28 protein-coding genes are annotated in these 26,096 nt (G+C 38.5%); 16 read left to right on the top strand and 12 right to left on the bottom strand.

Going from position 1 to position 26,096, the window contains the following annotated elements; all coding sequences use genetic code 11:
* Nucleotides 1-16: 16 nt before the first annotated feature.
* The 5 genes from HMPREF3020_RS02640 to HMPREF3020_RS02620 are packed head-to-tail and all read right to left on the bottom strand — an operon-like array spanning nucleotide 17 to nucleotide 5,421.
* Nucleotides 17-820, bottom strand: coding sequence for a peptide ABC transporter ATP-binding protein (locus HMPREF3020_RS02640; RefSeq protein ID WP_070775450.1), 804 nt, complete (start codon nucleotides 818-820; stop codon nucleotides 17-19).
* Nucleotides 820-1,875, bottom strand: coding sequence for a peptide ABC transporter ATP-binding protein (locus HMPREF3020_RS02635; RefSeq protein ID WP_049365904.1), 1,056 nt, complete (start codon nucleotides 1,873-1,875; stop codon nucleotides 820-822). Before HMPREF3020_RS02635 ends, HMPREF3020_RS02640 begins: the two co-directional genes overlap by 1 nt.
* 3 nt (nucleotides 1,876-1,878) lie before the next feature.
* A complete protein-coding gene (locus HMPREF3020_RS02630; protein ID WP_049369009.1) occupies nucleotides 1,879-2,766 on the bottom strand; it encodes an ABC transporter permease subunit in 888 nt (295 codons plus the stop codon).
* On the bottom strand, nucleotides 2,756-3,721 hold the full coding sequence (locus HMPREF3020_RS02625; protein ID WP_070775449.1) for an ABC transporter permease: 966 nt from the start codon (nucleotides 3,719-3,721) through the stop codon (nucleotides 2,756-2,758). Before HMPREF3020_RS02625 ends, HMPREF3020_RS02630 begins: the two co-directional genes overlap by 11 nt.
* Complete coding sequence (locus HMPREF3020_RS02620) at nucleotides 3,721-5,421, bottom strand: ABC transporter substrate-binding protein (protein WP_070775448.1); 1,701 nt, start codon at nucleotides 5,419-5,421, stop codon at nucleotides 3,721-3,723. The genes HMPREF3020_RS02625 and HMPREF3020_RS02620 overlap by 1 nt, the downstream gene beginning before the upstream one ends.
* 87 nt (nucleotides 5,422-5,508) lie before the next feature.
* On the opposite strand from HMPREF3020_RS02620, the gene HMPREF3020_RS02615 reads away from it, so the two are divergent.
* The gene (locus HMPREF3020_RS02615) at nucleotides 5,509-6,918 is read left to right on the top strand and encodes a YcjX family GTP-binding protein (protein WP_005698524.1); all 1,410 of its coding nucleotides are present in this window, start codon (nucleotides 5,509-5,511) and stop codon (nucleotides 6,916-6,918) included.
* 109 nt (nucleotides 6,919-7,027) lie between these two features.
* Entirely contained in the window at nucleotides 7,028-7,588 is a 561-nt protein-coding gene (gene sodC, locus HMPREF3020_RS02610; RefSeq protein ID WP_005695896.1) for a superoxide dismutase family protein, read from the top strand.
* Nucleotides 7,589-7,650: 62 nt separating this feature from the next.
* On the opposite strand, the gene HMPREF3020_RS02605 is transcribed toward sodC, so the two are convergent.
* From HMPREF3020_RS02605 to HMPREF3020_RS02595, 3 genes are read right to left on the bottom strand one after another with little or no spacing between them, the layout of a single operon-like run.
* Entirely contained in the window at nucleotides 7,651-7,929 is a 279-nt protein-coding gene (locus HMPREF3020_RS02605) for a heavy-metal-associated domain-containing protein (protein WP_005698512.1), read from the bottom strand.
* 9 nt (nucleotides 7,930-7,938) lie between these two features.
* A complete protein-coding gene (locus HMPREF3020_RS02600; protein WP_005698515.1) occupies nucleotides 7,939-8,301 on the bottom strand; it encodes a mercuric transporter MerT family protein in 363 nt (120 codons plus the stop codon).
* The gene (locus HMPREF3020_RS02595) at nucleotides 8,276-9,382 is read right to left on the bottom strand and encodes a transglutaminase-like domain-containing protein (protein ID WP_005698549.1); all 1,107 of its coding nucleotides are present in this window, start codon (nucleotides 9,380-9,382) and stop codon (nucleotides 8,276-8,278) included. The genes HMPREF3020_RS02600 and HMPREF3020_RS02595 overlap by 26 nt, the downstream gene beginning before the upstream one ends.
* Nucleotides 9,383-9,559: 177 nt before the next feature.
* Between HMPREF3020_RS02595 and HMPREF3020_RS02590 the strand changes: the two genes are divergently transcribed.
* On the top strand, nucleotides 9,560-10,627 hold the full coding sequence (locus HMPREF3020_RS02590; protein WP_005698523.1) for a TIGR01620 family protein: 1,068 nt from the start codon (nucleotides 9,560-9,562) through the stop codon (nucleotides 10,625-10,627).
* A 49-nt stretch (nucleotides 10,628-10,676) separates the two neighbouring features.
* On the opposite strand, the gene prfB is transcribed toward HMPREF3020_RS02590, so the two are convergent.
* Together prfB and HMPREF3020_RS02585 are read right to left on the bottom strand one after the other, a co-directional pair.
* A protein-coding gene (prfB, locus tag HMPREF3020_RS09335) for a peptide chain release factor 2 (protein WP_100207855.1) occupies nucleotides 10,677-11,775 on the bottom strand; the annotation gives its coding sequence in 2 pieces (ribosomal slippage) (nucleotides 10,677-11,699 and nucleotides 11,701-11,775; 1,098 coding nt in all).
* 141 nt (nucleotides 11,776-11,916) lie between these two features.
* Nucleotides 11,917-12,387, bottom strand: coding sequence for a hypothetical protein (locus HMPREF3020_RS02585; protein WP_005698570.1), 471 nt, complete (start codon nucleotides 12,385-12,387; stop codon nucleotides 11,917-11,919).
* 196 nt (nucleotides 12,388-12,583) lie between these two features.
* Between HMPREF3020_RS02585 and dsbC the strand changes: the two genes are divergently transcribed.
* The 11 genes from dsbC to yciH all read left to right on the top strand — a co-directional run bounded on the left by dsbC (nucleotide 12,584) and on the right by yciH (nucleotide 21,969).
* Nucleotides 12,584-13,270, top strand: a complete 687-nt coding sequence (gene dsbC / locus HMPREF3020_RS02580; RefSeq protein ID WP_005698484.1) for a bifunctional protein-disulfide isomerase/oxidoreductase DsbC — start codon at nucleotides 12,584-12,586, stop codon at nucleotides 13,268-13,270.
* Nucleotides 13,271-13,372: 102 nt separating this feature from the next.
* Complete coding sequence (recJ, locus tag HMPREF3020_RS02575; protein ID WP_005698483.1) at nucleotides 13,373-15,100, top strand: single-stranded-DNA-specific exonuclease RecJ; 1,728 nt, start codon at nucleotides 13,373-13,375, stop codon at nucleotides 15,098-15,100.
* A gap of 38 nt (nucleotides 15,101-15,138) precedes the next feature.
* Complete coding sequence (locus tag HMPREF3020_RS02570; RefSeq protein WP_144049848.1) at nucleotides 15,139-15,810, top strand: thiol:disulfide interchange protein DsbA/DsbL; 672 nt, start codon at nucleotides 15,139-15,141, stop codon at nucleotides 15,808-15,810.
* On the top strand, nucleotides 15,810-16,499 hold the full coding sequence (locus HMPREF3020_RS02565; RefSeq protein WP_070775446.1) for a 5'-methylthioadenosine/adenosylhomocysteine nucleosidase: 690 nt from the start codon (nucleotides 15,810-15,812) through the stop codon (nucleotides 16,497-16,499). Before HMPREF3020_RS02570 ends, HMPREF3020_RS02565 begins: the two co-directional genes overlap by 1 nt.
* Nucleotides 16,500-16,509: 10 nt before the next feature.
* Entirely contained in the window at nucleotides 16,510-17,187 is a 678-nt protein-coding gene (gene cmk / locus HMPREF3020_RS02560; protein ID WP_070775445.1) for a (d)CMP kinase, read from the top strand.
* Between the two features lie 96 nt (nucleotides 17,188-17,283).
* On the top strand, nucleotides 17,284-18,933 hold the full coding sequence (gene rpsA, locus HMPREF3020_RS02555; protein ID WP_049384926.1) for a 30S ribosomal protein S1: 1,650 nt from the start codon (nucleotides 17,284-17,286) through the stop codon (nucleotides 18,931-18,933).
* Nucleotides 18,934-19,084: 151 nt separating this feature from the next.
* Nucleotides 19,085-19,369 carry an integration host factor subunit beta gene (locus HMPREF3020_RS02550; protein ID WP_005695916.1) on the top strand — a complete coding sequence of 95 codons (285 nt, stop codon included), beginning with the start codon at nucleotides 19,085-19,087 and terminating at the stop codon, nucleotides 19,367-19,369.
* A gap of 92 nt (nucleotides 19,370-19,461) precedes the next feature.
* Nucleotides 19,462-19,755, top strand: a complete 294-nt coding sequence (locus tag HMPREF3020_RS02545; RefSeq protein WP_049369025.1) for a LapA family protein — start codon at nucleotides 19,462-19,464, stop codon at nucleotides 19,753-19,755.
* Nucleotides 19,755-20,933, top strand: a complete 1,179-nt coding sequence (gene lapB, locus HMPREF3020_RS02540; RefSeq protein WP_070775444.1) for a lipopolysaccharide assembly protein LapB — start codon at nucleotides 19,755-19,757, stop codon at nucleotides 20,931-20,933. The genes HMPREF3020_RS02545 and lapB overlap by 1 nt, the downstream gene beginning before the upstream one ends.
* A gap of 21 nt (nucleotides 20,934-20,954) precedes the next feature.
* The gene (gene pyrF, locus HMPREF3020_RS02535; RefSeq protein WP_070775443.1) at nucleotides 20,955-21,647 is read left to right on the top strand and encodes an orotidine-5'-phosphate decarboxylase; all 693 of its coding nucleotides are present in this window, start codon (nucleotides 20,955-20,957) and stop codon (nucleotides 21,645-21,647) included.
* A gap of 1 nt (nucleotide 21,648) precedes the next feature.
* Nucleotides 21,649-21,969, top strand: a complete 321-nt coding sequence (gene yciH / locus HMPREF3020_RS02530; protein ID WP_070775442.1) for a stress response translation initiation inhibitor YciH — start codon at nucleotides 21,649-21,651, stop codon at nucleotides 21,967-21,969.
* A 47-nt stretch (nucleotides 21,970-22,016) separates the two neighbouring features.
* Here yciH and HMPREF3020_RS02525 read toward each other — a convergent pair whose 3' ends face one another.
* Nucleotides 22,017-22,373 (bottom strand): SirB2 family protein, encoded by a 357-nt coding sequence (locus HMPREF3020_RS02525; RefSeq protein ID WP_070775441.1) that lies wholly within the window; start codon nucleotides 22,371-22,373, stop codon nucleotides 22,017-22,019.
* Between the two features lie 55 nt (nucleotides 22,374-22,428).
* Nucleotides 22,429-24,099 carry an energy-dependent translational throttle protein EttA gene (gene ettA, locus HMPREF3020_RS02520; RefSeq protein ID WP_049369030.1) on the bottom strand — a complete coding sequence of 557 codons (1,671 nt, stop codon included), beginning with the start codon at nucleotides 24,097-24,099 and terminating at the stop codon, nucleotides 22,429-22,431.
* Nucleotides 24,100-24,446: 347 nt separating this feature from the next.
* Between ettA and zevA the strand changes: the two genes are divergently transcribed.
* Together zevA and zevB are read left to right on the top strand one after the other, a co-directional pair.
* Nucleotides 24,447-25,079, top strand: coding sequence for a zinc transporter binding subunit ZevA (zevA, locus tag HMPREF3020_RS02515; RefSeq protein ID WP_049384921.1), 633 nt, complete (start codon nucleotides 24,447-24,449; stop codon nucleotides 25,077-25,079).
* A gap of 4 nt (nucleotides 25,080-25,083) precedes the next feature.
* Nucleotides 25,084-26,061 carry a zinc transporter permease subunit ZevB gene (gene zevB, locus HMPREF3020_RS02510; RefSeq protein WP_070775600.1) on the top strand — a complete coding sequence of 326 codons (978 nt, stop codon included), beginning with the start codon at nucleotides 25,084-25,086 and terminating at the stop codon, nucleotides 26,059-26,061.
* Nucleotides 26,062-26,096: the final 35 nt, after the last annotated feature.

Here is a 26,096-nt window from a genome sequence, read left to right as displayed (position 1 = left end):
CTTGTTTGACAGAGAATTAGGAAGTAGTTGTTTGCCAAGCATTTTCATCAAGCAATTGACCAAAATGACTTTCTACAAGTAGGCGAGTAATATTATTTTGAGGATTGGTAAAGATCTCTCTCGGAGTGCCAGACTCGATAATCTCACCTTCATCCATTACTAAAACTTGATCTGCTATATGTTTGATAATGCCTAAATTTTGTCCAACATAAATATAGGAAATGCCTAAATGTTCTTGTAAATCTAAAATCAGATTAAGCAATTGAATACGCACAGAGGCATCTAATGTACTCAATGCATCATCAATAATAATGATCTCAGGTTGAAGAATCAGCGCACGAGCTAAGGCGATACGCTGTTTTTGACTGACCGAAAGGTGTTTAATTTTCAGATTCGTATAATCAGGATAAAGCCCTACCAATGAGAGCGTTTCAAAGATCTTTTCATTGCGAGTCTCTTCATCCCAATCGGTAATTAATCGTAGTGGTGCATCTAAGGCTTGTCCAATATTTAAACGCGGGTTAAACGCTGAATTCGCATCTTGGAAAACCATTCGAATATGCTGTGCGCGATAGTGAAAATCTTCGAATTGTAATGGTAAATCATTAAATAAGATTTTTCCTGAAGCAGGGGGAGTTATCCCTGCGATCATTTTTACTAAGGTCGATTTACCCGAACCATTTTTACCGATAATCGCAAGCGTTTCTTTACGGTTAAGCGTAAAGCTGACGTCTTTTACCGCATAAAATTGCTCGAAACCAAAAAGTTTTGCGGGTTCATCAAAGGTTTTACTGAGATTTTCCACTTGTAATAATGGCATTATTCGTTTCCTTTTGATTCGGTATTTAGCGTAAGCGGTGAAGTTGCAATTTTATCTTTAAACTGCCGTTCTCGAAGATTAATCGGATGATGGCAGGAAAACTCATGCTGTTTAATGCGATATCGGCTTGGCTTTTGAATACATTCACGCTGAGCAAAAGGGCAGCGAGGTCCTAAACGACAGCCAATCGGCATTTGTTCCAAAATCGGCACAGTTCCTTCTAATGTCCCTAATTTGCTTTTAAAACCTAAAGGGCGACTAAAATCGGGAACAGAGTAAAGTAATGCTTGTGTATAAGGATGATGAGGCATTTCTAATATTTGGTCGGTCGGCCCAGACTCTGTATTTTGCCCACAATAAAGAACGGAAATGCTATCACACCATTCACTGATACTTTTAAGATCGTTACTGGCTAATAAAATTGTTGTACCTTGGTTTTGGTTCATACTTGAAAGCAAACGGAAAATTTGCAATGCCGTAATGGACTCTAAAGAATTAGTGGGTTCATCCGCAATTAATAATCGAGGTTGATTCGCCACTGCTACGGCAATCATCACTTTTTGGCCTTCACCTTCAGTGAGTTCATTTGGATAACTCGCCATAATATCTTGGTGATCTTTAATCCCTACACGGTGCAGTAACTCAATCGCACGACGTTTTTTCCAACCAAACCACTGCCACCAACGGCCTTTAAAGGTCCAGTTTGGAATACTTTGGATAAGCTGTTTACCAATTTTTCGGCTTGGATCAAGGCAACTTAATGGGTTTTGGAAGATCATTGAAATTTCTTTTCCAACGATTTTTCGACGTTGATTCGGCGTCAGTTTAAGCAATTCAACATCATTAAAACGAAAACGGTCAGCGGTGACAATCCAGTTATCTTTAATGGAATTACTGATTACTTTAGCGATTAAACTTTTACCTGAACCTGATTCACCGACGAGCCCTAGAATTTCCCCTTCATTAAGCGAAAGATTGACGCCGTCCACAATTTTCATGCGACCGTTTGGTGTTTGAATTTCAATATTAAGATTGCGAATATCTAACAGCGCCATGGGTTACTCGTAGTATTTATTGATTGCTTTACACAATCCGTTAGTAAAAATAATGCTTAATAAAATGGTGAAAATAATAGCAAAGCCCGGTAATAAAACTGTCCATGGTGCAAGATAAATTAATTCTAATGAATCTTTAATCATTGCGCCCCATTCTGGCATTGGACGTTGTGCACCTAGAGAAATAAAGCTGAGAGCTGTAATATCTAAAATAGCGACCACAAATGCTCGAGAAATTTCTTGCGTATAGACGACACTAATATTTGGCAAGATTGTAGTTTTTAATAATTCCCAGTTTGAAATACCATCTAATTTCAGTAAGAGTACATAGTCTTTCTTTAGTTCTTGTTGAATCGCTTGATAAATCGCATGGACAAAATACGGCAAAATAGCCAACATAGTGGCAAACATGGCATTTATTAAGCTCGGTTCCATTAACGTAGAAATAATAATAGCAATCAACAAAATGGGGATAGACAAAAACGCATCAAAAATATGGCCTAAGAAACGAGATTTAATCCCTTCTGACATACCGGCAAGAATACCTAATGCGCCACCAATAATTGCCACAGCAATGACCACTAAAAGAGAGGAACCGAGAGTATATTGTGTGCCCATAATTAATCGACTGAGTACATCACGCCCAAGATCATCGGTACCAAAGAAAAAAGCAATACGACCTTTTTCTACCCAAGATGGCGGCATGAGTTCTTCTCCTACAAACTCCATGCTTTCGCTATAAGGCATAATGAGTTTAGGAAAAAGTGCGGTCAAAATCAGAAGACAAAATAAATAGAAACAGAATAATGCCACGCGATTCTGACGGAAAAGCAACCAAATCTGAAAGAAGGAGGTGCTTTCGCGAAATTCATCAGGTTCTCTATCTTGCATACCAGCCCTTCTTATTCAATGGATCTAATACAAACATGAGCAACTTGGCGAAGGTATCAATAATAATGATACAAATACCAATTACCACGACACCGGCAGAAATACTGTTGTAATCTTGTTGGGTTACGGCATCAATGAGCCAACGTCCAATTCCTGGCCAGCCTAATACCGTCTCAACCAACATACATTGCGTTAACACTAAGGTAAATACACGCGTAAGTTGTGGAATCAATAATGGAAAAGTATTGCGGAAAACATAACGTCTTAAAATCGTCCATTTTGACCAGCCACGTGTTGCTGCCGCTTTAGCATATTCTTGTTGAAGTAAATAATCTGCCCGTTGCTGAATGATGCGGATAAATTCCATGCTCGGCAGAATACAAAGCACTAATGTAGGCAAGGCTAGATGTTGTAAAACATTTTGTACGATTTTAGTTCGGTAAGGCACATCTACAAAACACACATCAATAATAGGGAAACCCGTGATAGGTTTGATTTCATAGAGTAAATTATATTGCCCAATGGCTGCGATCTCCCAGCTTTGAATCGCTGCTACATAAAGCAAAATTGGGGCAAACCAGAAAATCGGAATAGACAAACCAACATTGGATATACTCTGCAATGTACGTGAAAAAACACGTTGATTATAGACCGCACTTAATACACCGAGAGGAATACCTAAGATACAAGCTAATAAGAGCGCAGTAAAACAGAGTTCTAATGTGGGTGGCAATACCGTAAAAATTAAATCTTTTAAGGATTCTCCGCCGTTATAGGTAATCCCTAAATCGCCCTGTAACAATGATGTAAGGTAATGATAATAAGCACTATAAATGTTATTTGTGACAAGATCGGTGTTGAGCGGATCTCGCATTAAAATCACAAAACTTAATACGGATAAAATCAATAATAAAATGCTTACCCAAATCACATGACGGATCGCTGAAACGAGCATTATTTATTCTCCTTATTTTTCATGAAATACAAGGTAGAAAAATTGATGCTACCAAATGGGGTCATCTCGATTCCTTTAACATTGCCGCGAGCGACCAAAAGTCGTTTGACGTTTGCAATTGGCACAATAGGCAATTCGTTCAAGATGAGGTCTTGTGCATTGTTATATGCTTTAGAGCGCTCATATAAATGATTGGTCGCCAGCGCACGATTCATCATCTTATCAAATTCAGGATTACACCAATTTGATAAATTCGTGATTTCATTTTGCGTATCACAACTTAAAATCGGACGCATAAAACCGTCAGGATCAAGGTTTCCAGCAAGCCAACCCGTTAAGATTAAATCGTAATCTTCTGTGCCTTTGCGTAATTGTTCGATTAAATATGTACGTGTGACTGACCGCACTTTAACATCCACGCCGGCTTTGGCTAAATCCCATTTAATGAGCTCCGCCATTTTAATTGGGGCTGGGTTATACACTTGCTCTTCATTCATCACCCACATATTTAACGTGAGTTTTTTATCGCGTAATGTTTTCTCTGCTTCTGCAGGCTGATAATCATAAGGAAAATCGGGCGTATTAATTGCCGAAGCCCAAGAAATTTCAGGAATAATGTTATTCGCCACCGTTGCCGTGTTGTGGTAAATATTTCGCACAATTCTAAAACGGTTTAAGCTTTGTGAAATGGCTTGGCGAATGGTTTTATCCTGCATTAATGGCTTTTGGAAATTGAAAGCCAAATAGGCCAAGTTCATTCCATCCGTAGATTGCAGATAATAACGGTCGTCCTTTTCGCTTAACAAACCGAGTTGGCTAACTTCAGGATAAGACGCGATTTGACATTCATTATTAAAGAATTTAATTAAACGTCCCGTACGATCCGCCGAAAGATCTACAATAATATTTTTAATTTTGGCTTCTTTTTTCCAATAATCCTCATTGCGTACCAAGCGAACATATTGGTTATAAACGTAATCTTTCACTTGATAAGGGCCTGTGCCAACAGGGTGGGTGTCCAATTGGGTGAGATTATCATCGGCACTTAATTGATACGCATATTCTTGCGAGAAAATAATAGAGTATTGACTGGCAAGATGCGACAGAATTGAGGCATCGGGTTCAAACAGGTCAATTTTGACCTGATAAGGATTCGTTGCCGTGATGCTTTTAATTTTTTGATTGAGCTTAATACTTTCGAAATACGGAAAGTGAACCTTTTTGGCTTGCTCGTGGAAAATTTTATATTGCGGATTTTTGTAGGTGACCACATCATCTGAAAGTGTAGGCAGATAAGTATCATGCCCTAAAACACGATTAATCGAAAAGACGACATCTTCTGCATTAAAGTCTCGTGTTGGTGTAAACCAAGAGGTATGATGGAATTTCACCCCTTTACGAAGATTAATAAGAATTTGTTTTCCATCAGATGAAATAGAATAGGATTGCGCTAACACAGGAACAAGTGCTGCACTGTGGTCTTTAATATCAAACAATTTGTTATAAATTTGCTCCGTCACCACATTCATACTGGTGCCCGCATCGGCAGTTTGCGGATTAAAGGAAAAGCCTGATGCATTCGTGCAGTATGTTAAGCCATTTTCTGTCAGCATTTTGGGTATGCTTGGCGCGGCTTGTGCCAGATTAATTTGGCTCAACCCACACAATAAAAAACAAAAAGTGACATTTCGACGTAACATAGCTTTATTATTAAAGACCGTTTTGTGATAAATTGAGTGAATTGTAAAATATCTTGGCAAAAATGGCTAGTTATTGGATTTTAGGATATGTTTAAATCAATTAATCGGGAAATTAATCAAATAATTAATCGTGGATTTGACCGCACTTTGCGTTTGGCTGTGACAGGGCTAAGTCGAAGCGGTAAAACAGCCTTTATTACAAGTTTGATTAATCAATTGTTACATATTAATCAAGAGGAAAATGTTCATCTCCCTTTATTTGAGGCTGCCCGAAATCAATCTATTTTGGCCGTGAAACGTGTACCTCAGCAGGATTTAAGTATTCCACGTTTTGATTATGAAGCGAATCTCAATGATTTAATGAATAATCCTCCACAATGGTGCCAATCTACTCGAGGGGTAAGTGAAACACGCCTTGCTATCCGTTTTGAACGCCAATCAGGTTTACTTCGTCATTTTAAAGAGCGTGGCACATTATATTTAGATATTTTTGATTATCCCGGTGAATGGCTATTGGATTTACCTTTGCTGAATTTAGACTTTCAACAATGGTCACTTGAACAAGCCAAAATTACATCGGGTATTCGTCAACAGTTTGCGCAAGATTGGTTGGAGAAACTAAAAAAACTCGACCTAAGTGCGGTCATCAATGAAGATGTTTTAGCGCAGATTGCAAAATCTTATACTGATTATTTGCTTTCCTGCAAATCTGAAGGAATGCAGTTTATCCAACCAGGCCGATTTGTCTTACCAGGCGAATTAGAAGGTGCGCCTGTATTGCAATTTTTCCCGTTATTGCATTTGTCGGAAGAGCAATGGCAAAAACTGAAAAGAGAAACAAAATCCAATAGCTATTTTGCGGTACTAAATAAGCGATATGATTATTATCGCAATAAAGTGGTGAAAGGTTTTTATGAAAATTATTTTTCGACTTTTGATCGTCAAGTGATTTTAGCCGATTGCTTAACGCCACTGAATCATAGTCAACAAGCTTTTATTGATATGCAAATAGGGCTTAATCAGCTTTTCAAAAATTTCCATTATGGCAAACGTAATTTGCTTAATCGCTTGTTTTCCCCGAATATTGATAAGCTCATGTTTGTGGCAACAAAAGCCGATCATATTACGACAGATCAAATTCAAAACTTAATCAGCCTGATGCGTCAATTGGTGCAAGAGGGTGGTCGTCATGTGGAATTTGAAGGGATTGATACAGAATACACGGCAATTGCTGCTATTCGTGCGACTAAACAGGTTTTAGTTAATCAAAACGGTAAACAAATCAAAGCTATTCAAGGTGTGCGTTCTTTAGATAAGCAACTTATTACGCTTTATCCAGGGTCTGTACCAAGTAAACTACCTAATGCAGAGTTCTGGTCAAAACAATCTTTTGATTTTGATTCCTTTGAACCTCAAGTTTTACAACAAGGTGAAAGTATCCCGCATTTAAGAATGGATGCCGTCTTACAGTTTTTATTGGCGGATAGGTTTGATTGATAGAAAAATCAAATCAATTTAATTGTCAAATACTTAATATAAACCACTATTTTTTTATTGGTATTTAGGTAGAATCAATTTGAGTCTTTCTAAAGTAAAGGAGCTTATGATGAAAATGAAAACTCTCTTAGCATTAGCAATCAGCGGAATTTGTGCTGCTGGCGTGGCAAATGCACATGACCATATGGCAAAACCAGCAGGTCCTTCTATCGAAGTAAAAGTACAACAATTAGATCCTGCAAATGGTAACAAAGATGTAGGGACTGTAACTATTACTGAATCAAATTATGGTTTAGTGTTTACACCAAATCTACAAGGTTTAGCTGAAGGTTTACATGGTTTCCACATTCATGAAAATCCAAGCTGTGATCCAAAAGAAAAAGACGGTAAATTAACAGCAGGTTTAGCAGCTGGCGGTCACTGGGATCCTAAAGGCGCAAAACAACATGGTTACCCATGGCAAGATGATGCTCACTTAGGTGACTTACCGGCTTTAACTGTATTACATGATGGTACAGCAACTAACCCTGTTTTAGCGCCACGTCTTAAAAAATTAGATGAAGTTCGTGGCCATTCTATTATGATTCACGCAGGTGGCGATAACCACTCAGATCATCCAGCTCCACTTGGCGGTGGCGGCCCACGTATGGCATGTGGCGTGATTAAATAAGTCGATTATCGAAAGATAAAAAAGTGCGGTCAAAATTGACCGCATTTTTATTTTTTATCACGTTACTTAATCACTTCCGCCGTATATTCCAATTTATGAATCGCATTAATCAATTGCTCATCAGAAACTTTTGGATCTTCCACAACACTCACAGTTCTATCTTTAATGGAGGCTTTAGTGGAAATCACGCCATCAATATTGCGTAACTCTTTATTTACTAAATAAGCACAAAGCTGGCAGTTCATTTCATTCACTTTTAGCACAACTTGCTTTGTTTCTTCCGCCTGAGCGATAGAGAAGGTGAATAATGAAAGTAAAAGTGCGGTCGTTAATTTCTTCATTTTTTGTTCCTAGTTAGCCAGTTCTAAAATCCACGGTAAAATGGTTGGATAAGTTAAGAAAAAGAGCATGACGATAAATACAATCCAATACAAAACAATGAGCTTTTTACGGGAAATGTATTTGCTGCAAATGATTTTTTTGGAAAACATTAACAACCAAAAACCGTAGGCAAAGGCGCATAATGAAACGATAAGCATCGGAATGCGTAAATAATCATATTGACCCAAGCCAATCAACCATGTGGATGACACGCCAAATACTAAATAGATTAAAGGCGCAATACAACACAATGTTGAAGCCACCGCAGCACTTAGCGCGGTGGCAATCGCAACCCAAAAAGATTTATTAGAGCTTTTTAGAGATGTAGTCATATTTAAATTCTTTCGGGTCAAAGGAATTTAACGGGTCACCACCGACTTCGGCATACGGATAGCCAAAGTTATTGAGTGGAGCAAGTTCTGGTTGCGGATATAAATCGAAGTCACGCGCATGGTTAAAGCCAACCCAGTTTGCTTCCCAGTTACCGAATAAGTATTTGGCAACAGCTTGTGTATCCTGATCATCAACAGATTTTTTCTCCGCTAAACGCATTTTTGCCACGTCGGCAGAATCAACAGGCACCCAGCCGAATCCAGCAAGATAGAATTCAGCACGACAATGCTGACCACCGCTTACGTTTGCTACGCCATGTTCGTCCGCACTACCGAATGCACCTTTGGAATATTTGCCCATTTTATCTGCCGCACCTAAACGAATACCGAAAATTTCACGAGCAGGAATACCGCTGGCACGAGCAAGTGCAACGAAAACGGAGTTAATATCAGTACATTTACCTTTTAACACACCCGTGGTTAGAATTTTTTCTACATTACCATCGCCACAGCCTAAAACAGAATTGTCACGTTCCATATTATTGACAATCCATTGGTGAATCAACTCAGCTTTTTTCAATGGATTAGTTTCAGTACCCACAATTTTATCAGCGAACTGTTTCACTATACCATCAGTTTTAATATGTTGAGTCGGTTTTAAATATTCTTGTACATCAACAGAATACTGAACATCTTTTGGTGGCTTGTAATTCGTTAATGCACCTTTAACCATTGGCTCACGATCTTTGGTTTCGATCACCATTGTGATTTTTAAATCGCGTTTTTGTGCATCTTTATCCCAAGTCGCAAAGAGCGTTTTCGCACCATATTTGTTGTTTTCTGTCACATAGGCATCCAAATAGTTACCTTCAAAATGGATAGATTTTACCTGTTGATACTCGCCATTAAACGGTAAAGGCACCCACAGATTCGCTTGTCCTTGCGAACCTTTTGGCGCAACTAAATCATAAGTTTGAGTGAATTCATACAGATGAGAATCGGTATTGTAGTTTGGAATGTCGGTATTGGCATAAGCCATAGAACATGCGGAGAGCACCGCAGTGGCGATAAATTTCTTCATGAAAAGATCCTTCTTAGTTAACAGTTAAAACTTAACACATTAGATAAACTAATTGTGGACATGACTATAGTAGCTCATTTTATTTTCTAGTCAATATTGCTTTTTTATTTCAGCCATTTAAGATTTGCTAAAGAAATTTGAAGTAAAATACCGTTTCTATTTTTATTGGAAAGAATAATGACAAAACAAATTTTCACACAATCTCAACAACCCGAAGAGGAAGAAATTCTGCCTAAGCAGGAATTTTATAATGTTGAAACAACTATCGATAATGAACCTTTAGAAGGGGAGTTGTTGGACGAGCAATTTGAGCAAATTGTGAAGCCTAAATCCAGTGGTTGGAAAACAGCGTTGAAATTGACCGCACTTTTATTTTTAGGTGCGACGGTTGCGCAATCTGTTCAATGGATTTGGGACAGTTATCAAAACCAACAATGGATTTACCTTGCTTTTGCCTTGGTAAGTTTTGTGGTAGTGCTGTTTGGTTTATCTGAAATCATCGCAGAATGGCGACGTTTGGTGAAACTCAAAAAGCGTTTGAATTTACAAGAACAAAGTCAGCGATTAATTGGTGAAAGTGCGGTTAAAAATCATCAAGTTTTTTCTGAACAGGATAGCGAGAAAGGAAAAGCCTTGTGTTTATCGATTGCTGATACCTTAAAATTGGATTCTCAACATCCCTCTATTGTTCAATGGGAAAAACAGCTGAATGAAAGTTATTCTGCTCGTGAAGTCACCCATTTGTTTAGTAAAACTGTGTTACAGTCTTTTGATAAAAAAGCGAAAAAACTGATTACGAAAATGTCGGCAGAATCCGCGGTGATTGTGGCAATTAGTCCTTTAGCTGTGATTGATATGTTTTTTATTGCGTGGCGCAATATTCGTTTAATCAATAAAATTGTAGCGATTTATGGGATTGAGCTTGGGTATTTTACCCGTCTTCGTTTGCTCAGAATGGTATTGGTGAATCTTGCTTTTGCGGGTGCAACTGAAATCGTGCAAGATTTAGGGATGGATTGGCTTTCGCAAGATATTACCGCGAAACTTTCTGCACGAGCAGCGCAGGGGATTGGCGTGGGATTGTTGACGGCTAGATTGGGCATTAAAGCTATGGAGTTTTGTCGCCCACTGGCGTTTGATAAAGCAGAAAAACCAAAGCTTTCTCATATTCAAAAAGAATTGCTGACAGTGATGAAGGATACAGTGCTAGGCAAGAATAAACTGAAAGAAAAAGAAGAGGTGTAATAAAAAAGTGCGGTTAAAATTGACCGCACTTTTTTGTATCAAGATATGATTAAAGTCCTGCCTTCAAGCTTGCTTCAATAAATCGATCAAGATCGCCATCCAGTACAGCTTGTGTATTACGATTTTCAACGCCTGTGCGGAGATCCTTAATACGTGCATCATCTAACACATAAGAACGAATTTGGCTACCCCAGCCGATATCAGATTTATTATCCTCCATCGCTTGTTTGTCCGCATTTTTCTTTTGTAACTCAAGCTCATACAATTTTGCTTTTAACTGCTTCATGGCTTGATCTTTATTTTTGTGTTGAGAACGATCGTTTTGACATTGCACAACAATTCCACTTGGCATGTGAGTAATACGCACCGCACTTTCAGTTTTATTGACGTGCTGACCACCCGCACCTGATGCTCGATAAACGTCAATACGTAAATCAGCCGGATTGATTTCAATATCAATATCGTCATCAATTTCAGGATAAACAAAAGCTGCTGCAAATGATGTATGACGACGGTTATTGGAGTCGAATGGACTTTTGCGCACTAAACGATGAATACCGGTTTCTGTGCGTAACCAACCGAAAGCATATTCTCCACTGACACGAATTGTCGCTGATTTTAAACCCGCCACATCGCCATCAGAGACTTCCATTAATTCTGTTTTAAAGCCTTTGCTTTCAGCCCAGCGAAGGTACATACGAAGTAACATTTCCGTCCAGTCTTGTGCTTCTGTACCGCCTGATCCCGCTTGTAAATCGACATAACAATCGCATGCATCATGTTCACCACTAAACATGCGTCGGAATTCTAATTTGGCAAGTTGTTGTTCAAGTTCGTCTAATTCAGCAACGGCTTCACTGAAGGTTTCTTCATCTTCCGCCTCAACGGCTAATTCAAGAAGACCTTCAACATCCTCTAAACCTTGTTCTAAGTTTTTGATGGTATCAACTACTTGTTCAAGTGAAACGCGTTCTTTACCAAGCGCTTGGGCTTTTTCAGGTTCGTTCCATACATCAGGTTGTTCTAATTCGGCATTGACTTCTTCTAAACGCTCAACTTTGGCATCGAAGTCAAAGATACCCCCGAAGCACGGAGGTGCGCTCGGAAAGGTCGGCAATTTTGTTTTTGATTGGATTAATTTCAAACATAATGACTAATTGAGCTTTTAAGTTAAATTAAAAATGAAATTATAAAGGAACTACAGAGGATTGGGTAGATTATTGAGCAATAAAAAACCTTATTTATTTTTAGAATAAATAAGGTTCTTAATATAATTAAAAAGGATGAAATTATTCCTCTGCAGGGAATTTTTCTTCTAATTGATCTGCTAATTTGTCAATAGCATCGTCTTTTGCGTTTGCTTTTGCGACAGCTTCAGGAACTTTACCTGCATTGTCAGCAGATGGTGATTTGACTTGAGATAAAATTAGTTGAGCCACTTCTTTTTCAGCATCTACATATTCTTTATACATAGAAACAAGTGGTGAAACTTCTTCACTTTTAATGCCTAATGCTTCTAATTCGGCTACATGTTCTGCTGCTTTTTTATCAAATTCTGCAACAGCAGTTTCAGTTGCGGCCACATTGCTACTTGAAGAGGCTGTAGCAATTGCATCAAAACTTGCTTCAAGTTTTTGGCCAGCTGTTTCTTCCCACGCTTTAAATTTTTTCACTTCTTCAGCTTGTTGAGATGCAGCAAATGCATTAATAGAGCTGAAGGTTAATGCTGCAATAGCTGTGATTTTCAATAAGTTTTTCATTGAGATATCCTCTTTGAGTAGAATTAAAAATTGTACCAGAATGGGTACATTTGGTATTGTAATAAAGTATAGTTATTTGATCAAGTATTTAGTTGATCTTTTTGGTATGCTATTTAGAAAAAATAACAGTTTTGCATAAATCATCAATTACTTTATAATTCAGGCTCATTTTCATAATAAATTAGGAACAACGAGTATGAATAAATTACTGACCGCACTTTTAGTTATGGTTTCGGTTAACGCAATGGCAGATAATGCTACGATTAAATCAAAATTGCAGGCATTAGGTGCGAAAAATATAGAAGTAAAAGATTCGCCTGTAAAAGGCCTTAAAACTGCTGTGACAGATCAAGGTATTTTATATGTGAGTGAAAATGGTCAATATGTTTTGCAAGGTAAAATGTATGAATTAACGAATAAAGGTCCTGTTGATGTAGCGAGTAAATTTCTAGCGGATAAAGTGAACGCATTAAAAAATGAAATGATTGTTTATCCGGCAAAAAATGAAAAACATGTTGTGACAGTATTCATGGATATCACTTGCCATTATTGTCATTTACTCCATCAACAAATAAAAGAGTATAATGATTTAGGTATTACTATTCGTTATTTGGCATTTCCTCGAGCAGGAATGAATGAAACTGCTCGCCAAATGGAAGCAATTTGGACGGCAAAAGATCCTGTATTTGCATTGAACGAAGCAGAAAAAGGTAACTTACCGAAAGAATTGAAAACACCTAACATTATGAAAAAACATTATGATTTAGGTGTACAACTTGGTGTGAAAGGTACGCCAAGTATTGTGACATCAACAGGTGAAATGCTTGGTGGATATTTAAAACCTCAAGATTTATTAGCTGTATTACAAGAATCAGCACAATAATTGTTAGTAGTGAGGGCGTATGATATACGCCCTTAAAATATTCATATCATGAAAGCGCATATCGAATGTTCCTTTAGTGGTCATTTAAAATAACGAAATACCGTGAAAAAACTCATCAAACGTCGTGAAATTCCAGCCGGAAATCCTGTTTCAGATAATGCATTACTCGATCGTCTCTATCGTTCTCGCCATATTAAAAACAGCCAAGAATTAGACCGAACTTTGCAATCAATGCTGAATCCCAATCAATTATATGGTATTCAACAAGCCGTGGATTTATTGGTTGATGCTTATCAACAGCAACAAAAGATTGTTATAGTAGGTGATTTTGATGCTGATGGGGCAACGAGTACGGCACTTTCAGTATTAGCTTTGCGTATGCTTGGCTTTACTGATGTGGAATATCTTGTGCCGAATCGTTTTGAGCAAGGCTATGGTTTGAGTATGCCTGTTGCTGAAATGGCAATGGAAAAAGGCGTGCAGTTATTGATGACAGTAGATAACGGGGTATCATCCTTTGAGGGCGTAGCATATTTAAAAGAGCAGGGCGTGAAGGTGCTGATTACCGATCACCACTTGCCACCAGAAATACTGCCGAATGCTGATGCTATTGTTAATCCAAATTTGCAACAATGTGATTTCCCCTCAAAATGTTTAGCCGGTGTGGGCGTGGCGTTTTATTTAATGCTCGCTTTACGAGCCAAATTTCGCGAGTTAGGTATCTTTACGGCTGAAACACAGCCTAATTTTACTGAATTACTGGATTTAGTCGCGCTCGGCACAATTGCGGATGTTGTTCCCCTTGATCAAAATAACCGTATTTTAGCCCATCAAGGGTTGATGCGAATTCGTGCAAAGCGTTGTCGACCAGGAATTATTGCTCTCGCTGAAGTGGCTAATCGAGAAGTCGAAAAACTTAGTTCGGCTGATTTGGGCTTTGCGATAGCACCCCGTTTAAATGCTGCAGGGCGATTAGATAATATGTCTGTTGGTGTGGAGTTATTACTTGCAGAAAGCATGCAAGAGGCAAGAGAACAAGCTTTGGATTTGGACAGCTTAAATCAGGCTAGAAAAGAAATTGAACAAGGCATGAAGCTCGAGGCTTTAGAAATTTGCCGCAATCTCACCGCACTTTCCGATGAATTACCGGTGGGAATAACCTTATTTCAGAAAGATTGGCATCAAGGTGTATTAGGCATTGTAGCTTCTCGTATTAAAGAGCAATACCATCGACCAGTCATTGCTTTTGCACAAGATCAAGAAGGTATTATAAAAGGTTCTGCACGTTCAATTGAAGGCTTGCATATGCGCGATGTATTAGAACGCATCCATTCTCAACATCCGGATATGATTTTAAAATTTGGTGGTCATGCTATGGCAGCAGGATTAAGCATTAAAGAAAGCTTTTTCCCTGATTTTCAAAAGATTTTTAATCAAACGGTACAAGATTGGTTAAATGAAGATCAATTACAAGGAGTGATTTGGACGGATGGCGAACTTCAAGCAAATGAATTTAGTATTGAAACGGCAGAAGTGATAAAATCTGGTGGACCTTGGGGTCAAGCTTTTCCTGAGCCTGTTTTTGATGGTGAATTTAAAATTTTTGAGCAACGTACTATTGGGCAAAATCAAAATCATTTAAAAATGCTTGTTGAGCCTAGAAATGGCGGTCCATTATTAGATGCCATTGCGTTTAATATTGATACTCGGTATTATCCCGATTTGTCTATTAAACAGGCAAAATTTGCTTATAAATTAGAAATTAATGAGTTTCGAGGAAATCGAAACGTCCAATTATTAGTCGATTATATTGAGCCAGTTAGTTTATGAAAAAATTTTGGCAGAATACATTTAAAGGATCATTTGCAATGATGTTGCTGAGCGTGACAAATGTCGCATCCGGTGAAGTCAATGCGAAGGATTTTTCCGCCAAAAATTCACCACACTTACCGCCTGCAAATGTGACACAGTTTGAAGACGGTAGAGATTATTTTTCATATCAAGAACCTATTGAGCAGATTAGAAGAAGTGATAGTAGAATTCCTATCCAATTTTTCTTTGATTACGACTGTCGGGTTTGTTCTTCAGCTCAAGATATCTTGCAACTTTATAGCCAAATTCGCCCAAATAAAGTGGCATTAGATGAATACCCGGTTGCTACGAACGAAGCAAAATTTTCAGCGACAATATTTTATACCTTACAGCGTTTAAAAGTAGGCGAGTTGTCAGATACGCTGTTATTTGAAACCTCTGAAAAGGCACGTTATACCGAATTATCGTCATTAGATAAGATGCGAGAATGGATAGCCTCGCAAGGGATCAGTAAAGCTGAATTTAATAAAATCGTGCATTCTGCTGAAGTAAAAGAAGATGTGAATAATGCCATTAATTTAACAGAAGAATATGGCGTATTTACGTTCCCTTATGTGGTTGTGGGCGGAAAATATGTTCTCACCGCGAGTACATTGTATAACGATGATTATGGCGTTGCGGTATTAGATTTCTTAGTGAATAAACTCGAACAAGAAAGGAAAAATTAATGAAAATCGGGATTGTTGGTGCAATGGCACAAGAAGTGGAGATTTTATCCCAATTAATGACAGATAAAAAAGAGACAAAAGTTGCAAGTGCGGTCATTTTTGAAGGCAAAATTAATGGCAAAGAGATCGCGTTATTGCAATCTGGGATTGGTAAAGTCGCGGCAGCTATTGGTACCACAGCTTTATTACAATTGGCTAAACCGGATGTGGTTTTAAATACGGGCTCAGCGGGTGGTGTTGCGAAAGGCTTAAAAGTGGGGGATATCGTTATTTCAGATGAAGCCCGATATCACGATGCCGATGTGACAGCTTTTGGCTATGAAAAAGGTCAATTACCTGCAAATCCAGCTGCTTTTCTTTCAGATAAACAATTAGCAGATTTAGCCGATGAAATTGCCCAATCACAAGGACAAAATGTAAAACGCGGTTTAATTTGCTCTGGTGATAGTTTTATTAATAGCGAAGAAAAAATTGCTCAAATTAAAGCCGATTTTCCCAATGTGACAGCCGTAGAAATGGAAGCTACAGCAATTGCACAAGTTTGTCATGCCTTTAACGTACCTTTTGTGGTCGTTCGAGCCATTTCAGATGCAGGCGATGGCGAAGCAAGTATGTCATTTGAAGAATTTCTCCCACTTGCAGCAAAACAATCCTCGGCATTAGTATTGGGCATGATAGAAAGATTATAAGAGGTAATGTATGGGTATGATTATCACCGTTGATGGCCCAAGTGGGGCAGGAAAGGGAACTCTTTGTTACGCATTGGCAGAAAAGTTAGGTTTTACCTTATTAGATAGTGGTGCGATTTATCGCGTGACGGCATTGGCTGCACTGAAACGCCATGCAGACTTAACCGATGAAGAAGGATTAGCGGAGTTAGCACGTCATTTAGATATTCAGTTCATTCCAAAGAATGGAGAAGTCAATGTGCTTTTAGGTGGAATGGATGTGAGCCATTTGATCCGCACGCAAGAAGTGGCGGAAGCCGCCTCAAAAGTGGCAGTTTTCCCAAAAGTGCGGTCAGCTTTACTGCAACTTCAGCAGGATTTTGGCAAAAATGATGGCCTGATTGCGGATGGGCGAGATATGGGAACCGTGGTTTTCCCAAATGCACAAGTTAAACTGTTTTTAGATGCAAGTGCGGAAGAACGTGCAAAAAGACGCTATAAACAGTTGCAAAATAAGGGAATTAATGGTAACTTTGCACAGATTTTAGCCGAGATACAAGAACGCGATTTTCGCGATAGAAATCGTGAGGTTGCGCCATTGAAACCGGCTGACGATGCTTTATTGTTAGATAGCACAACATTGAGTATTGATGAGGTCATTGCTCAAGCGTTGGATTATATTCAACAAAAAGTGTCAATTTCGATTTAACTGTTTATTCAAGGAAGAATAGACATTTATCCTCAACCCCGCATTTTATGGATCTTAATGTGGATGTTATTAACTTAAATTAAGAAGATTATTTATATGTCAGAATCTTTTGCTCAACTCTTTGAAGAATCATTAAAAGGCCTTGAAACCCGTCAAGGTTCAATCGTTAGCGGTACTGTTGTTGCTATTCAAAAAGGCTTTGTACTTGTTGATGCAGGCTTAAAATCTGAATCTGCAATTCCTGTTGCTGAATTCCAAAACGCTCAAGGTGAACTTGAAGTTAAAGTTGGTGACACAGTAAACGTAGCTTTAGATGCAGTTGAAGATGGTTACGGCGAAACTAAACTTTCTCGTGAGAAAGCTGTTCGTCATGAATCTTGGATTGAATTAGAAAAAGCTTACGAAGATAAAGCGACCGTTATCGGTTTAATCAACGGTAAAGTGAAAGGCGGTTTCACAGTTGAGTTAAACGGTGTTCGTGCATTCTTACCAGGTTCATTAGTTGATACACGTCCTGCACGTGAAGCTGATCACCTACTTGGTAAAGAATTAGAATTCAAAGTAATCAAATTAGATCAAAAACGTAACAACGTTGTTGTTTCTCGTCGTGCAGTGATCGAATCTGAAAACAGCCAAGAACGTGAACAGATCCTTGAGAACCTAGCTGAAGGTTCAGAAGTTAAAGGTATCGTTAAAAACTTAACTGACTACGGTGCATTCGTAGATTTAGGTGGCGTTGACGGTTTATTACACATCACTGATATGGCTTGGAAACGTGTTAAACACCCAAGCGAAATTGTGAATGTAGGCGACGAAGTGACTGTTAAAGTATTAAAATTTGACAAAGATCGTACTCGCGTATCTTTAGGCTTAAAACAATTAGGTCAAGATCCTTGGGTTGCTATCGCTGAAAACCACCCAGTAAACAGCAAATTAACTGGTAAAGTAACTAACTTAACTGACTACGGCTGTTTCGTTGAAATCTTAGATGGTGTTGAAGGTTTAGTTCACGTTTCTGAAATGGATTGGACTAACAAAAACATCCACCCATCTAAAGTTGTAAGCTTAGGCGATACAGTTGAAGTAATGGTGTTAGAAGTTGACGAAGAACGTCGTCGTATTTCTTTAGGTTTAAAACAATGCAAACCTAACCCATGGACTCAATTTGCTGAAACTCACAACAAAGGCGACAAAGTTACTGGTAAAATCAAATCAATCACTGATTTCGGTATCTTCATCGGTCTTGAAGGTGGTATCGACGGTTTAGTTCACTTATCTGACATTTCTTGGAATGTTGCAGGTGAAGAAGCAGTTCGTAACTACAAAAAAGGTGACGAAGTTTCTGCAGTAGTATTAGCAGTAGATGCAGTGAAAGAACGTATTTCTTTAGGTATCAAACAACTTGAAGATGATCCATTCAACAACTTCGTAGCAATCAACAAAAAAGGTGCAGTAATTTCTGCAACTGTTGTTGAAGCTGACGCTAAAGGTGCTAAAGTTGAATTAGCAGGTGGCGTTGAAGGTTATATCCGTGCAGCAGACTTAACAAACGAAGTTGCAGCAGGTGATGTAGTTGAAGCGAAATACACAGGTGTTGATCGTAAAGCTCGTATCGTTCACTTATCTGTAAAAGCGAAAGATCAAGCTGAAGAAGCCGCTGCAGTTGCAAACGTGAATACCAAACAAGAAGATGTTGCTATTCCAAACGCAATGGCTGAAGCTTTCAAAGCAGCTAAAGGTGAATAATTAATTCACATAAATAAGGCTGGGTCATTGACTCAGCCTTATTACTACCAGCTATAATTAACAAGGATTTAGCGGTAATTTATTATGAACTAATGCATTACCTGTAAGTCTTAATAACAAGTTTAAGTATAAGTTTAAAGGAGAGTTGACGATGACTAAATCTGAACTAATTGAAAATCTATCAACAAAGCACCCAACTTTATCCGCAAAAGAAGTAGAAGGTATTGTAAAGGATATTCTTGAACTCATTGCACAATCTTTAGAAGAGGGGAATCGTATTGAAGTACGTGGTTTTGGTAGCTTCTCTTTACACCATCGTCAGCCGAGAGTTGGCCGTAATCCTAAAACCGGTGATTCTGTAAAATTAGATGCTAAATCTGTACCTCACTTTAAAGCGGGTAAAGAATTAAAAGATCGTGTAAATGTTTTTGCTTAAACATTCAATCGATATCAATAAAACGACACTTAGGTGTCGTTTTTTATTACAAATTTTGGCATAATGAATCTATTCTTAACAAGGAGATTGTGATGATTAAATATATTCTCGGACTCATTATTGTGCTAGCTATCGTAATCGTTGCGGTAACTATAGGGGCGAATAATGATCAAGTAATCACCTTTAACTACATTGTTGCTGAAAGCCAATTCCAACTTTCAACGCTAGTCGCGATTTTATTTGGTTTTGGATTAATTTTAGGTTGGTTAATTACTGGATTCTTCTACTTAAAATTAAAATTCAAAAATATGTCGTTAGCGCGTCAAGTTAAACGTCAAACATTACAAATTAACGAATTAACGACTACTCGTGATAAGGCAGTATAATGCTTGAATTACTCTTTCTGCTTCTGCCAATAGCCGCCGCTTACGGTTGGTATATGGGGCATCGGAGTGCTAAGAAAGATCAGGAAGATATTAGTAATAAACTCTCTCGTGATTATGTCACGGGGGTCAATTTTTTGCTTTCCAATCAAACGGATAAAGCCGTTGATTTGTTTCTTGATATGTTGCAAAAACAAGAAACAGAAAATGAAATTGAAAGCAACTCACAATTTGAAGCTGAGCTAACGCTCGGTAATCTTTTCCGTTCTCGAGGCGAAGTGGACCGTGCTTTGCGGATCCATCAAGCACTTGATCGCAGTCCCAATTATTCTTTCGAACAAAAATTATTAGCTAAACAGCAACTTGCCAAAGATTTCATGGCAGTCGGTTTTTATGACCGTGCTGAAGCGCTTTACATCATTATGGTGGATGAACCAGAATTTGCAGAAAATGCACTGCAACAGCTTTTGGTGATTTATCAAAAAACAAAAGAATGGAAAAAAGCCGTTAATATCGCAGAGAAGCTTGCCAAGATCTCATCTAAAGAAAATAATGTGGAATTAGCACAATGTTATTGTGAATATGCCTTAAGCGGTGAACTTGAAAGTGCGGTCGAAAAACGCAGTATTTTACAAAAAGCGCTGAATGTATCTCCAACCAGTGTGAGAGCATCAATGCTGCTTGCTGATTTAGAAATGGCTAATAAAAACTATCGTCAAGCCATTCACTTTTTAGAGAATATTCTTGATCAAAACCCAATTTATATTGGTGAAGTGCTGAAAACGCTCAAATATTGTTATGATGAATTAGGAGAGAGAGATAACTTTGAGTTATTCTTGATTCGAGCTAGCCAGCAGGTTAACAATACGAAAGTCGATTTAATGTTAGCAAGCGTGATTGAAGAGAAAGATGGTAAGAGTGCCGCACAATCGAAACTTTATCAGCAGTTAACAAAACATCCGAGTACGTCTATTTTCCACCGTTTTATTCAATTTCAAATTGATGATGCAGAGGAGGGGCGAGGTAAAGAAAGCTTAATTTTGCTACATAAAATGGTCGGTGAGAGAATTAAGCAAGGCTTTGGTTATCGTTGCTCAAATTGCGGTTATCAAACCCATAAATTAATGTGGAATTGTCCTTCTTGTAAACAGTGGGAATCCATCAAACCAGAACATAATTAATTGACACAGTGAGGTAAAATTATGAATAGCAAAGTAATCGTTGCATTGGATTACGAAACGGAAGCACAAGCGCTATCCCTCGTGGATCAAATTGATCCAAGCTTATGCCGTTTAAAAGTGGGTAAAGAAATGTTTACCACACTAGGAACAAATTTCGTTAAGCAATTACACGAGCGTCAATTTGATGTTTTCCTCGATCTTAAATTTCATGATATTCCTAATACTGTGGCAAGAGCAGTGCGTTCTGCGGCTGATTTAGGGGTATGGATGGTTGATGTCCATGCTAGCGGTGGTCTGAAAATGATGGAAGAGGCGAAGAAAATTCTCGAGCCTTATGGAAAAGATGCGCCTTTATTAATTGCAGTAACCGTATTGACAAGTATGGAAGATTTGGATTTATTACAAATCGGTATTAATTCTTCACCACTTGAACATGTATTACGTCTTGCGCATTTAACCCTGCGTGCGGGATTAGATGGAGTCGTTTGTTCACCACAAGAAGTGGAGATTTTACGTAGTACTTGTGGCCCTGATTTTAAATTAGTCACACCGGGGATTCGTCCAATTGGAAGTGATTTTGGTGATCAACGTCGCGTCATGACTCCCGCTGCGGCTATTAGTTCTGGTTCTGATTATTTGGTGATTGGTCGCCCAATTACTCAAGCTGAAAATCCAGCAGAAGTGCTTCGTTCAATTAATTCATCACTTTTGTAATATGACAGAGAGTACTTTAGTTTATTCTACCGAAGTAGGTAGAATTAAAGAGCAAAAGCAGCCAGTACAACGCCCTAAAGGTGATGGTGTGGTTCGCATCCAAAAACAAACCAGTGGTCGAAAAGGCGCAGGCGTTTCAGTGATTACTGGGCTAGATTTAGCCGATGATGAATTGAAAAAGTTAGCGGCTGAACTTAAAAAGCGGTGTGGTTGTGGTGGTTCAGTTAAAGATGGCAATATTGAGATTCAAGGCGAAAAACGCGATTTACTGAAACAGCTTTTAGAACAAAAAGGGTTTAAAGTAAAATTAGCCGGTGGCTAAGATAAAACAAAAAATCCATCTTCAATTGAAGATGGATTTTTTTATGATTAACTTTCCATGAAGTCTGGTTGGTAAGCAAAGAAAATGGCCCCCAAGAAACTTAATACAGCAAATACCAGAAATACATTATTTGGATTTGTAGCTTTGCGACTAAAATATTTAGCCGAGAAGAAAATATAAAGCACAAGCATGATGATTTTCATGATGAGCCAGCTTTGTAACTGATAACCGACCAAGAAGAAAATCGTTAAGCCACTCGCAATTAAAAGTGTGTCAACTAAGTGCGGTAAAATTTTTAGCAGTTTAATTGCTCGCCAATCTTTCCCACTTAATTGCATTCCCCCACGGATAATTAATAATCCTAAACTTAAAAATGCACAAACAATGTGCAAATAAACTAACATAATCACTCCAGATGTAAAAGGAAAGTGCGGTCAAAAGTGACCGCACTTTAATTTCTTATTTTGCAATACGCTTATATTTAATACGATGTGGTTGTGTTGCGGCTTCACCTAAGGTTTTCTTTTTCCACTCTTCGTAGTCTGAGAAGTTACCTTCGTAGAACGTCACTTTACCTTCATCACCGTAATCTAAAATATGAGTTGCAATACGGTCTAAGAACCAACGGTCATGGGAAATCACCATTGCACAACCAGGGAATTCTAAGATCGCATTTTCTAACGCACGTAAGGTTTCAACGTCTAAGTCATTGGTCGGTTCATCCAATAACAGTACGTTACCACCACGTTGTAAAAGTTTAGCTAAGTGTAAACGACCACGCTCACCACCAGATAATTCGCCCACACGTTTTTGTTGATCTACGCCTTTGAAGTTAAAGCGTCCCACATAGGCACGGCTTGGAATTTCAAAGTTACCAATAGTGAGAATATCTTGTCCGTTAGACACTTCTTCCCATACGGTTTTCTTATCATCCATTGAATCACGGAACTGATCGACAGAGGCAAGAACCACAGTTTCACCCATCGTAATTGAGCCGCTATCCGGTTGTTCTTGACCTGAAAGCATACGGAATAGGGTAGATTTACCCGCACCATTCGCTCCGATAATACCCACGATAGCACCTTTTGGAATGCTGAATGATAAATCATCAATTAAAGTGCGATCGCCGTAAGATTTAGTGAGGTGTTCTACCTCAATCACTTTATCACCTAAACGTGGACCAGGTGGAATAAAGAGTTCGTTAGTCTCGTTACGTTTTTGATATTCGCCAGAGTTCAATTCATCAAAGCGAGCCATACGTGCTTTGCTTTTCGCTTGGCGGCCTTTCGGATTTTGACGAACCCATTCTAACTCTTTCGCAATTGATTTTTGACGCGCATTTTCAGTTGCTTGTTCTTGTTCTAAACGTTTCTCTTTTTGCTCTAACCAAGAAGAGTAGTTGCCTTCCCAAGGAATACCTTCACCACGGTCAAGCTCTAAGATCCAACCTGCTACATTATCTAAGAAGTAACGGTCGTGGGTAATCGCCACAACGGTACCTTCGTAGTCATGTAAGAAACGCTCTAACCATGCTACCGATTCTGCATCTAAGTGGTTGGTTGGCTCGTCTAATAAGAGCATGTCTGGTTTTTCGAGTAATAAGCGACAAAGTGCGACACGACGACGTTCACCACCAGATAAATGTTCGATTTTTGCATCCCAATCCGGTAAACGTAATGCATCTGCTGCACGTTCTAATTGGTTATCTAAATTATGCCCATCATGTGCTTGAATAATGGCTTCAAGGTTTGCTTGTTCAGCCGCGAGTTTATCGAAATCCGCATCAGGATCAGCATAAAGCGCATAGACTTCATCTAAACGAGTCAGTGCATTTTTTACTTCAGAAACCGCTTCTTCTACCGCTTCACGTACAGTTTGTTGCGGATCCAGTTTTGGTTCTTGTGGAAGATAACCAATCTTAATACCTGGTTGTGGACGAGCTTCACCTTCGAACTCTTTATCCACGCCCGCCATAATGCGTAAGAGGGTTGATTTACCCGCACCATTTAAGCCGAGCACCCCGATTTTTGCGCCAGGGAAGAAGCTTAAAGAAATATCTTTCAAAATATGACGCTTCGGTGGCACCACTTTGCCGACACGGTGCATCGTATATACAAATTGCGTTGACATAATTTTCTCGATGTTATGAATAAAAGTGCGGTTATTTTACTTGATGTTTAGGGAATAAGCTATTTGAAAGGCAAAAAAAACCACCCATATAGGGTGGTAGGAAAGTAGTTTAGCTATATTTATGATTATTTTATTTAGGAACTTTATGAATATCAAGCAATCACTTGACGAGACAAATAGTACATAAATTTCAGTTACAAGGGAAATGTGAATGAATAATTTGTTGATACAAATCAAGAAAATCACAGGATTTTTTACGTTTAGATCGATTTTTATTCGATTTTGATTAGGAACTGCTTGTGATAAAATCTGTCTATTCAATTATTTAGCCCACTTTATTCTTATTTATGTTTAAAAAATTACTCCTAGGATTATCGCTAATTTCTCCTTTTTCGGTTCTCGCACATCCTCATGCCTTTATTGATATGCAAACCAAACCATTAGTAAAAGATAATCAATTAATTGGTTTCTCGACGCAGTGGTTACTGGATGAAGCCAGTTCTTCAGCTGTCTTGTATGATGTGAAGCAGGCAAAAGGAGATAAGACCGCCCAACAGAAATTAGTTGATGAAGTAATGGCAAACGTTGTGAATGAACATTACTTTAGTTATGTCTTTGATAAAGAAAATCACAAAATTAAATATAAAAAACAGCCTGAAAATTATGGCATGCGTGTTAAAGGAAATGAGGTGGAGTATTATTTTGATTTTCTTTTAGCTCAGCCACAGACTTTGCAAAATAATGAATTTACGCTAATGACTTATGACAGCACCTATTATGTGGCAATGCGTTATGCTGAAATAGGTAAAAGAGCGGTTGATTTTTCAGCACTTCCTGCAAACTGCAAAGGGGAAGTGCTCGAACCTAATGTGGATGAAAAAATTAAATCCTACGCTTCATCATTGGATAAATCGCAAAAAAATGAAGATGATTCTCTTGGTGTATTGTTTGCGCAGAAAGTAAAAATTAAATGTGAATAAAAAAATGAAGTTAAAATTGACCGCACTCTTTATCGGCTTATTAGCGATTATTTTCGCCTTGCTACCTTGGCTTTTTGTGCAAGTAGCCGATTGGCAAAAAGCCTTTAATCAGCTGATTTCTGAAAATCTACATCAGATTCAAGCACATTCATCTACAGCAGGATTATGGTTGATTTTCGCCGCCTTTTCTTATGGTGTATTACATGCATTAGGGCCTGGGCATGGGAAATTTATTATCGCTGGTTATCTTTCTACTCATGAAAGCCAACTTAAAACCAGCATACGCTTAAGTTTACTTTCCTCTCTCATGCAAGGTCTTGTCGCAGTTGCAGCAACCTCCATTGTGGTGGTGATACTTAATCTTTCCTCAAAATATTTTAAACTTAGTCAGTTGTGGCTGGAACGTAGCGCACTCATTTTATTATTGTTGTTAGGGCTTTATTGGATTGCTCAAGGTTTAAAAAGCTTGAAGAAAAAACAATCTTTTCGTATCACATCTATTCAATCATTACCAAAACAGATTGGAACAGCTTCGCCTTTTCGATATGAGCAAGGAAAAGTAAGCCAAACACAGTGTAGCTGTGGGCATCAACATCTACCGAATAATCAACAGCTTAAGCAATCAGGTGATTTAAAATCTCAGCTCTTAGTGATTTTGACTATTGGTATGCGACCGTGTAGTGGCGCTATTTTTGTGCTCTTTCTCGCTTATATGCTGGATCTTTATTGGTGGGGAATTGTAGCTACGTTTGCCATGTCTCTGGGCACAGGATTAATGCTTTCACTTTTTGCTGCGTTAGTGCGCTATGCGAGAAATGTCGCAACGCGATTAGGCCATTGGTACGGTTTAACTGGTTCTAATCAAAAAGGCGAGGCAATGATCAAATGTATTGCGGGCGCAATTATGATCTTTTTTGCACTAAGCTTGTTATATGGCACGATGGAGGCTGTAACAGGTGGCGCTGCCTTGTTTGGTGGGTAAAGAAAAGGGCAGCGTTTGCTGCCCATTTATTTGAA

The sequence above is a fragment of the Haemophilus sp. HMSC068C11 genome (assembly GCF_001815355.1).
Taxonomy (GTDB): domain Bacteria; phylum Pseudomonadota; class Gammaproteobacteria; order Enterobacterales; family Pasteurellaceae; genus Haemophilus_D.
The sequence above is the reverse complement of the archived record's forward strand: the minus strand, read 5'-3'. Positions and strand labels throughout refer to the sequence as shown.

Bases quoted from the DNA above. Each gene is read 5' to 3' on its own strand.
- HMPREF3020_RS02640 (WP_070775450.1), bottom strand. From the start codon at position 820: ATGCCATTATTACAAGTGGAAAATCTCAGTAAAACCTTTGATGAACCC.
- HMPREF3020_RS02635 (WP_049365904.1), bottom strand. From the start codon at position 1,875: ATGGCGCTGTTAGATATTCGCAATCTTAATATTGAAATTCAAACACCA.
- HMPREF3020_RS02630 (WP_049369009.1), bottom strand. From the start codon at position 2,766: ATGCAAGATAGAGAACCTGATGAATTTCGCGAAAGCACCTCCTTCTTT.
- HMPREF3020_RS02625 (WP_070775449.1), bottom strand. From the start codon at position 3,721: ATGCTCGTTTCAGCGATCCGTCATGTGATTTGGGTAAGCATTTTATTA.
- HMPREF3020_RS02620 (WP_070775448.1), bottom strand. From the start codon at position 5,421: ATGTTACGTCGAAATGTCACTTTTTGTTTTTTATTGTGTGGGTTGAGC.
- HMPREF3020_RS02615 (WP_005698524.1), top strand. From the start codon at position 5,509: ATGTTTAAATCAATTAATCGGGAAATTAATCAAATAATTAATCGTGGA.
- sodC (WP_005695896.1), top strand. From the start codon at position 7,028: ATGAAAATGAAAACTCTCTTAGCATTAGCAATCAGCGGAATTTGTGCT.
- HMPREF3020_RS02605 (WP_005698512.1), bottom strand. From the start codon at position 7,929: ATGAAGAAATTAACGACCGCACTTTTACTTTCATTATTCACCTTCTCT.
- HMPREF3020_RS02600 (WP_005698515.1), bottom strand. From the start codon at position 8,301: ATGACTACATCTCTAAAAAGCTCTAATAAATCTTTTTGGGTTGCGATT.
- HMPREF3020_RS02595 (WP_005698549.1), bottom strand. From the start codon at position 9,382: ATGAAGAAATTTATCGCCACTGCGGTGCTCTCCGCATGTTCTATGGCT.
- HMPREF3020_RS02590 (WP_005698523.1), top strand. From the start codon at position 9,560: ATGACAAAACAAATTTTCACACAATCTCAACAACCCGAAGAGGAAGAA.
- HMPREF3020_RS02585 (WP_005698570.1), bottom strand. From the start codon at position 12,387: ATGAAAAACTTATTGAAAATCACAGCTATTGCAGCATTAACCTTCAGC.
- dsbC (WP_005698484.1), top strand. From the start codon at position 12,584: ATGAATAAATTACTGACCGCACTTTTAGTTATGGTTTCGGTTAACGCA.
- HMPREF3020_RS02570 (WP_144049848.1), top strand. From the start codon at position 15,139: ATGATGTTGCTGAGCGTGACAAATGTCGCATCCGGTGAAGTCAATGCG.
- HMPREF3020_RS02565 (WP_070775446.1), top strand. From the start codon at position 15,810: ATGAAAATCGGGATTGTTGGTGCAATGGCACAAGAAGTGGAGATTTTA.
- cmk (WP_070775445.1), top strand. From the start codon at position 16,510: ATGGGTATGATTATCACCGTTGATGGCCCAAGTGGGGCAGGAAAGGGA.
- rpsA (WP_049384926.1), top strand. From the start codon at position 17,284: ATGTCAGAATCTTTTGCTCAACTCTTTGAAGAATCATTAAAAGGCCTT.
- HMPREF3020_RS02550 (WP_005695916.1), top strand. From the start codon at position 19,085: ATGACTAAATCTGAACTAATTGAAAATCTATCAACAAAGCACCCAACT.
- HMPREF3020_RS02545 (WP_049369025.1), top strand. From the start codon at position 19,462: ATGATTAAATATATTCTCGGACTCATTATTGTGCTAGCTATCGTAATC.
- lapB (WP_070775444.1), top strand. From the start codon at position 19,755: ATGCTTGAATTACTCTTTCTGCTTCTGCCAATAGCCGCCGCTTACGGT.
- pyrF (WP_070775443.1), top strand. From the start codon at position 20,955: ATGAATAGCAAAGTAATCGTTGCATTGGATTACGAAACGGAAGCACAA.
- yciH (WP_070775442.1), top strand. From the start codon at position 21,649: ATGACAGAGAGTACTTTAGTTTATTCTACCGAAGTAGGTAGAATTAAA.
- HMPREF3020_RS02525 (WP_070775441.1), bottom strand. From the start codon at position 22,373: ATGTTAGTTTATTTGCACATTGTTTGTGCATTTTTAAGTTTAGGATTA.
- ettA (WP_049369030.1), bottom strand. From the start codon at position 24,099: ATGTCAACGCAATTTGTATATACGATGCACCGTGTCGGCAAAGTGGTG.
- zevA (WP_049384921.1), top strand. From the start codon at position 24,447: ATGTTTAAAAAATTACTCCTAGGATTATCGCTAATTTCTCCTTTTTCG.
- zevB (WP_070775600.1), top strand. From the start codon at position 25,084: ATGAAGTTAAAATTGACCGCACTCTTTATCGGCTTATTAGCGATTATT.